Raw genomic sequence first — 6,319 nt, 5'->3', positions numbered from 1 at the left:
AAAGGCGATGCCGTGGGTGTGACGCTCAGCCAATTCAAGCTGGACCTCGACGCAGCCGAGAATGACCACGTCCTGATCCGGAGTAAGGCATGAGTCTGATCTGGGCTACGCGCGGCCGGCACTGGGGCTTCCGCTTCGTATACGGTGGTGGGTTCGATGATCCGCTCGTGGAATATGACCAAATCTTCGGCAATGTCGGACCCGATGACGAGGTCTTCGTCCGCATCGGGGACCGGGCGGCATTGCGTTTTCCTGACCCGCTCGACAGGACCGATCGGGCGGGACGGGTTATTCCGCACGAGTTCGTGCTGGACTCGTCGATCGCTTCGGGTGTGGCTGAGGCACGAAATGCGGTGTGGCCACTCGTGTCCGGCTATTACGCCCAGATCTGGGACGTGGAGGAACCGCCGGCGCCGCAGTGAGAGTCTCGCAGTGGTGCAGCTGTACCGGCCCCACCTAGGGGGTTATCGCGCACGGTGCGCTCACCTTAAAGCGACGCCCTGTGCCGGAGGAAGCGGTCATGGCGTCAATCAGCGGGGGCGCCTCCCGCAACTCGACGTCGGGTCCGCGCAGGAACGCGTCTCGGTTGGCTGCCGAGACGAGACGCGCCCCGCCGCCCGACCTCGTGGGAGGATGAGGCGGCGGGGTGAGTCGACACCGCGCGTCGATGCGAGGCGGGAGGTCAGCTCCCGAGGTCGGACGAGCCCTCGACGATCTCGGCCTGCTCGGTGCGCTGGGTGCCGTGCGAGACGGCGATCTTGCGCGGCTGCGCCTCCTCGGCCACCGGGATCACCAGCCGGAGGACACCGTCGGTGTAGTCGGCCTCGATCTTGTCGGTGGCCAGGCCCTTGCCCAGGGCGAGTTGGCGGGCGAACGCGCCCGACTGGCGCTCGTGCATGAGCCACTGACCGTCGCCGTCGATCGGGGAGCGACGCTCGGCCCGCACGGTCAGCGTGCGGTCCTCCACGTCGATGTCGATGCTCGCCGGATCGACGCCGGGCATGTCGATGAGGCCGATGAAGCGGTCACCCTCGCGGTAGAGGTCCATCGGCAGGGAGGTCGAGGCGGTCGCGCTGCGCAGCCCCTCGCCCAGGAGGCGGTCGAGCTCACGGAACGGATCAAAGCGGTTGCTGGTGGCCATCGCAGGTCTCCTTCAGGACTGATCGGGGAGCGCCCGGTCTTTCCGGGATCGCACCTCGTCCAACGGAGCCCATTCGTTGAGTATTCCCGACTCATCTTTCCTTGCTCGAGGCAGTCAGGTGGCGGGTGACGAACTCGTCCTCGGTGCATGGTCGGCCGATCCCGAAGCCCTGAGCGAGAGCGATCCCCTCCCGGCTGACCACGTCGAGCACCCCGGGCGAGCCGACGGGTTCGGCCACCGCCTGCATGCCCAGCTCGGTGGCGAGGTCGACGATGGAACGCACGATCGTGCAGTCGGTATCGGACGTGTCCAGTTCGGCGACGAACTCCCCGTCGATCTTGACGAAGTCGAACAGCAGGTGCCGCAGGTACAGCAACGAGGCGAACCCGGTGCCGAAGTCGTTCAGTGCCAGGCGGACTCCGGCTGCGCGCAGTCGCTGCGCCAAAGATCGCGCCGCGGAGACGTCGTTCACGGGCGAGGTCTCGGTCAGTTCCAGAACGACCGCGCTCGGCGGAACTCCGTGGTCCGCCAGGTTGGCGAGCAGGGCGGTCCCCAGTTCCTCGCTGGAGACCGACTGGGCCGAGACGTTGATCCACATCGAGAAGTCGGGCTCGATCCGGCGCAGCCGCGCGGCCATCGCGACCGCCGCCCGCACCACCCAGTGATCGAGGCGGGTGGCCATCCCAGCCCGCTCGGCCACCCGGACGAATTCGGACGGCGGGACCACCACGCCGTCGTCATCGAGCCGGACTAACGCCTCCGCGCCGACGACCCGCCGCGTCGGGACGTCGATGATGGGCTGCAGATGCAGGAGCAGATCGTCGGCCTCGAGCGCGCGCTCGAGCCGGTTCTTCCACTCCACCCGGGTGCGGGTCCGCTCGCGGGGGCCCTCGCTCCGACCCACGACCATCTACTCCGCGCGGTCGCGCAGGACGAGCGCCCACAGGGCGATCACGCCCGCGACGGGCCAGTGCAGCGAGACGCCGGACTCCTGGAGCTCACCGAGACGCCCGAAGGCCGTGGCCACGAGCAGGACGAAGGCGAACACCGCCGAGCGGCGCGGGGTCGTCCACGGCTGCATCGGCCAATGTTAACAGCACCCCCTCCGTTCGAGGAGGTGAACCGCGCCGTTCCCGCCCTTCCGGGCGACGGTCACCGCTTCTCCAGGGCAACCCGGAAGTCGACGGTGCCGTCCGGCGCGACGGTGACGAATCCCAGGCTGGGCGGTTCCACCCCCAGGTCGGTCCACGTCACCGGAATCGAGCCGGAGGCGATGATCCGATCGCCCGACCGGAGCACCGTCACCTCGACGGGCGTCCGGACGGTGGTGCCCTTGACGGTGAGGTTGACCTGCATCGGCACGGTCGCGGTGGTGCCGTCGTCGGGCACGGCGCCCAGGTCGACGGGATCGGCCACCTCGAGGGTCGAAACGGGGTGCCCGGCCACGTCGAGGATGTCGGCCGAGCGGGCCATCTCGTCGCGCGCGCCGATGTCGGTGGACAGGCCGCCCATGTCCACCTCGAAACGGCCCGTCTCGAGCACGCCCTCCGCGATCACGGCCTCGCCGCTCACCTTGTTCGTCGTGCCGACGACCGTCACCGGCTCGCCGCGGAGCATCTCGTCGACCGTGTACCCGGCGACGGTGCCGTTCGGCGGTTCGCCGGGCACGACGACCCAGGTGCCGTCGAGGTCGGTCGCCGCGGCGTCGGCGGCCTCGACATCGATCACCGTCGGCGCGGTGTCATCGCCGCCGCGAGCGGCCTTGTAGACGAACGGTGCGGCGAGGACGACGACGAGGACGACGGCGAGGGCACCGACCACCCACAGGAGTTTCCGCATGCCGACGAGCATAGAAAGCGGGGGCCGCGGAAGGATGAGCGCCGGCTGACAATCCGTGCGCGGCGTGTGCGTGGGTCGCACGACCCGCCCGGCGGTCACCCGGGCAGGTGGCCCGAGTCGCGGACGCCGTCGGCGGCACTAGACTATTCGGGTGGCCGCGCGGGTCATGGCCCACCGTGTGCTCGCGACACGGGCGCCGATCCGGCCCGCGGCCACGGTGCTCCCGAGGAAAGGCCACACCATGCTCTCCCGCATCGACCTGCGCGGTCGCTCTCTCGGCACGGCCGAGCTGAGGCGTACGCTCCCGCGCGGCGCCGCCGACGTCGACTCCGTCGTCGACACCGTCCGTCCGGTGGTCGAGGCGGTCCGCGAGCACGGAGCCGGGGCAGCACTCGACCACGGCGAGAAATTCGACTCGGTGCGGCCGGCCTCGGTGCGCGTGCCCGCCGACGTCATCGCCCGCGCGGCCGAGGAACTCGACCCTGACATCCGGGCCGCACTGGCCGAGGCCATCAGGCGCGCGCGCATCGTCCACTCGGCGCAACGGCGCAGCGACAGCGTCACCGAGGTCGCCCCGGGCGGGTTCGTCACCGAGAAGTGGGTGCCCGTCGAGCGGGTGGGGCTCTACGTCCCGGGAGGCAAGGCCGTCTACCCCTCCAGCGTCATCATGAACGTCGTCCCGGCCCAGGTCGCCGGCGTCGGATCCCTCGTCGTGTCCTCACCGCCGCAGGCCGACTTCGGCGGATGGCCGCACCCGACCATCCTCGCCGCGTGTTCGCTCCTCGGAGTGGACGAGGTCTGGGCCGTCGGCGGCGCGCAGGCCGTCGCGCTCCTCGCCTACGGAGGGGAGGACACCGATGGCGAGGCCCTCGAGCCCGTCGACATGGTCACCGGCCCCGGCAACGTCTACGTCACCGCCGCCAAGCGGCTGTGCCGCAGCGTCGTGGGCATCGACTCCGAGGCCGGCCCCACCGAGATCGCCGTCCTCGCCGACGAGACCGCCGACCCGGTGCACGTCGCCTACGACCTCATCAGCCAGGCCGAGCACGACCCGAACGCCGCCAGCGTCCTGGTCACGGACTCGGAGACGTTCGCGGACGCGGTCGACCGCGAGATCGAGGCCCGGTACGACGTCACCCTCAACTCCGAGCGCGTGCGCGAGGCACTCGAGGGGCCGCAGTCGGGCATCGTCCTGGTCGACGACATCGACGCCGGCCTGAAGGTGGTCGACGCGTACGCGGCCGAGCACCTCGAGGTGCAGACCCGCGACTCCGCCGCCGACGCCGCGCGCGTCCGCAACGCCGGCGCCGTCTTCGTCGGCGCCTATTCGCCGGTGCCGCTCGGCGACTACGCCGCCGGGTCCAACCACGTCCTGCCCACCTCCGGCACCGCCCGCCACTCGTCGGGCCTGAGCGTGCAGACCTTCCTCCGCGGCATCCACGTCGTCGACTACGACCAGGCCGCCCTCAAGGAGATCGCCCCCACCGTCGTGGCGCTGGCCGACGCCGAGCGGCTGCCCGCCCACGGCGAGGCCGTGCGCGCCCGCTTCGAGGACCTGGCCGCAGGGCGGGACGAGCGATGACCGCCGACCCCCGCCCCGGCGTCGGCCTCGACGCCCTGCCACTCCGGGAGAACCTCCGTGGCCAGAGCGCCTACGGCGCGCCGCAGCTCGAGGTCCCCGTTCAGCTCAACACCAACGAGAACCCGCACCCGCCCGGCCCAGCGCTGGTCGCCGATATCGCCGCCGCCGTGTCCGCCGCCGCGACGGATCTCAACCGCTACCCCGACCGTGACGCCGTCGGACTCCGCACCGATCTGGCCGCGTACCTCACCCGTCAGACCGGTGTCGCGGTGGACGTCGCCATGGTGTGGGCCGCCAACGGTTCCAACGAGATCCTCCAACAGCTGCTGCAGGCCTTCGGTGGTCCCGGGCGGTCGGCCATGGGGTTCGTGCCCAGCTATTCGATGCACCCCATCCTCGCGTCCGGCACCGATACCGAGTGGATTCCCGTGCCTCGGGGCGAGGATCTGTCGATCGACGTCGACGCCGCGCTGGCGGCGATCGGTCGCCACCGGCCGGATCTGCTGTTCGTCACGACCCCCAACAACCCCACCGGTCACGTAGTGGACCTCGACGACCTTCGTCGACTTCTCGACGCCGCGCCCGGCATCGTGGTGGTGGACGAGGCGTACGCGGAGTTCTCCCCGTCGCCGAGCGCCTGCACCCTGCTGGCCGAGTACCCGGCGAAGCTGGTCGTGTCGCGCACGATGAGCAAGGCGTTCGCCTTCGCCGGCGGCCGCCTCGGCTACTTCGCTGCCGACCCGTCCTTCGTCGAGGCGGTGCTGCTCGTGCGACTGCCGTACCACCTGTCGATGATCGCGCAGGCCGCCGCGCGCGCCGCCCTGCGCCACGCGGACGAGACGCTGGCCTCGGTCGCGCTCCTCGCCGAGGAGCGGAAGCGGGTCACCGCCGGACTCGAGGAGCAGGGTTACGAGGTGCTGCCCAGTGAGGCGAACTTCGTGCTCTACGGCCCGTTCGCGGACGCCGGCCGCGCGTGGCAGCGCTACCTCGACGCCGGCGTGCTGATCCGCGACGTGGGCATCCCGGGTCGGCTCCGTGCGACCATCGGGCTCGAGCACGAGAACGACCGGTTGCTGCAGGTGAGCGCCGACCTGGCGGCCGATGAGATCGCCACCGGAAGCGAGGAGAGACGATGAACGAGCACAACGCGCGGCGGGCACGCGTCGAGAGGACCACCAAGGAGTCGTCGATCGTCGTGGAGATCGACCTCGACGGCACCGGTCAGACCGACATCTCGACCGGGGTGCCGTTCTTCGACCACATGCTCACGGCCTTCGGGCAGCACGGCGCCTTCGACCTCACGGTCCGCGCCACGGGCGACATCGAGATCGAGTCCCACCACACCGTCGAGGACACGGCGATCCTCCTGGGCCAGGCGTTCGGTCAGGCACTGGGGGACAAGCGCGGGATCCGCCGTTTCGGGCAGTGCTCGATCCCCATGGACGAGACGCTCGCGGAGGCCGTCGTCGACGTCTCCGGCCGTCCCTACTGCGTGCACACCGGTGAACCGGACATGATGCTCGGTTACCTCATCGTGGGCCACGACAGCGCGCCCTACGGCACGGTCCTCAACCGGCACGTGTTCGAGACCCTGGCCTACAACGCCCGGATCGCCCTCCACGTCCGCGTGCACTACGGACGCGACCCGCACCACATCACCGAGGCGGAGTACAAGGCCGTGGCCCGCGCGCTGCGCGCCGCCGTCGAGCCCGACCCGCGCATCACGGGGATCCCGTCGACCAAGGGCGCGCTGTGAT

General features: G+C 70.6%; 8 protein-coding genes. 4 read left to right on the top strand and 4 right to left on the bottom strand.

What is annotated here, in order from left to right; translation table 11 throughout:
* Positions 1 to 89 precede the first annotated feature (89 nt).
* Positions 90 to 422, top strand: a complete 333-nt coding sequence (locus DCI01S_RS08415; RefSeq protein ID WP_061228801.1) for a hypothetical protein — start codon at positions 90 to 92, stop codon at positions 420 to 422.
* A 260-nt stretch (positions 423 to 682) separates the two neighbouring features.
* Here DCI01S_RS08415 and DCI01S_RS08410 read toward each other — a convergent pair whose 3' ends face one another.
* The 4 genes from DCI01S_RS08410 to DCI01S_RS08400 all read right to left on the bottom strand — a co-directional run bounded on the left by DCI01S_RS08410 (position 683) and on the right by DCI01S_RS08400 (position 2,980).
* The gene (locus DCI01S_RS08410; protein WP_007631991.1) at positions 683 to 1,141 is read right to left on the bottom strand and encodes an Hsp20/alpha crystallin family protein; all 459 of its coding nucleotides are present in this window, start codon (positions 1,139 to 1,141) and stop codon (positions 683 to 685) included.
* A 91-nt stretch (positions 1,142 to 1,232) separates the two neighbouring features.
* Complete coding sequence (locus DCI01S_RS08405; RefSeq protein ID WP_167349552.1) at positions 1,233 to 2,045, bottom strand: EAL domain-containing protein; 813 nt, start codon at positions 2,043 to 2,045, stop codon at positions 1,233 to 1,235.
* Between the two features lie 6 nt (positions 2,046 to 2,051).
* Complete coding sequence (locus DCI01S_RS17190; protein ID WP_156482559.1) at positions 2,052 to 2,222, bottom strand: hypothetical protein; 171 nt, start codon at positions 2,220 to 2,222, stop codon at positions 2,052 to 2,054.
* Positions 2,223 to 2,293: 71 nt separating this feature from the next.
* On the bottom strand, positions 2,294 to 2,980 hold the full coding sequence (locus DCI01S_RS08400) for a YceI family protein (RefSeq protein WP_063935166.1): 687 nt from the start codon (positions 2,978 to 2,980) through the stop codon (positions 2,294 to 2,296).
* A gap of 241 nt (positions 2,981 to 3,221) precedes the next feature.
* Here DCI01S_RS08400 and hisD point away from each other — a divergent pair, with 241 nt between their 5' ends.
* From hisD to hisB, 3 genes are read left to right on the top strand one after another with little or no spacing between them, the layout of a single operon-like run.
* Positions 3,222 to 4,562 carry a histidinol dehydrogenase gene (gene hisD / locus DCI01S_RS08395; RefSeq protein ID WP_061228798.1) on the top strand — a complete coding sequence of 447 codons (1,341 nt, stop codon included), beginning with the start codon at positions 3,222 to 3,224 and terminating at the stop codon, positions 4,560 to 4,562.
* Entirely contained in the window at positions 4,559 to 5,698 is a 1,140-nt protein-coding gene (locus DCI01S_RS08390) for a histidinol-phosphate transaminase (protein WP_061228797.1), read from the top strand. The genes hisD and DCI01S_RS08390 overlap by 4 nt, the downstream gene beginning before the upstream one ends.
* Positions 5,695 to 6,318 carry an imidazoleglycerol-phosphate dehydratase HisB gene (gene hisB / locus DCI01S_RS08385; protein ID WP_061228796.1) on the top strand — a complete coding sequence of 208 codons (624 nt, stop codon included), beginning with the start codon at positions 5,695 to 5,697 and terminating at the stop codon, positions 6,316 to 6,318. Before DCI01S_RS08390 ends, hisB begins: the two co-directional genes overlap by 4 nt.
* Position 6,319 lies beyond the last annotated feature (1 nt).

This window comes from Dietzia cinnamea NBRC 102147 (assembly GCF_001571065.1).
Lineage (GTDB): Bacteria > Actinomycetota > Actinomycetes > Mycobacteriales > Mycobacteriaceae > Dietzia > Dietzia cinnamea.
The sequence above is the reverse complement of the archived record's forward strand: the minus strand, read 5'-3'. Positions and strand labels throughout refer to the sequence as shown.

Coding starts and splice junctions, on each gene's coding strand:
- DCI01S_RS08415 (WP_061228801.1), top strand. CDS start 90: ATGAGTCTGATCTGGGCTACGCGCGGCCGGCACTGGGGCTTCCGCTTC.
- DCI01S_RS08410 (WP_007631991.1), bottom strand. CDS start 1,141: ATGGCCACCAGCAACCGCTTTGATCCGTTCCGTGAGCTCGACCGCCTC.
- DCI01S_RS17190 (WP_156482559.1), bottom strand. CDS start 2,222: ATGCAGCCGTGGACGACCCCGCGCCGCTCGGCGGTGTTCGCCTTCGTC.
- DCI01S_RS08400 (WP_063935166.1), bottom strand. CDS start 2,980: ATGCGGAAACTCCTGTGGGTGGTCGGTGCCCTCGCCGTCGTCCTCGTC.
- hisD (WP_061228798.1), top strand. CDS start 3,222: ATGCTCTCCCGCATCGACCTGCGCGGTCGCTCTCTCGGCACGGCCGAG.
- DCI01S_RS08390 (WP_061228797.1), top strand. CDS start 4,559: ATGACCGCCGACCCCCGCCCCGGCGTCGGCCTCGACGCCCTGCCACTC.
- hisB (WP_061228796.1), top strand. CDS start 5,695: ATGAACGAGCACAACGCGCGGCGGGCACGCGTCGAGAGGACCACCAAG.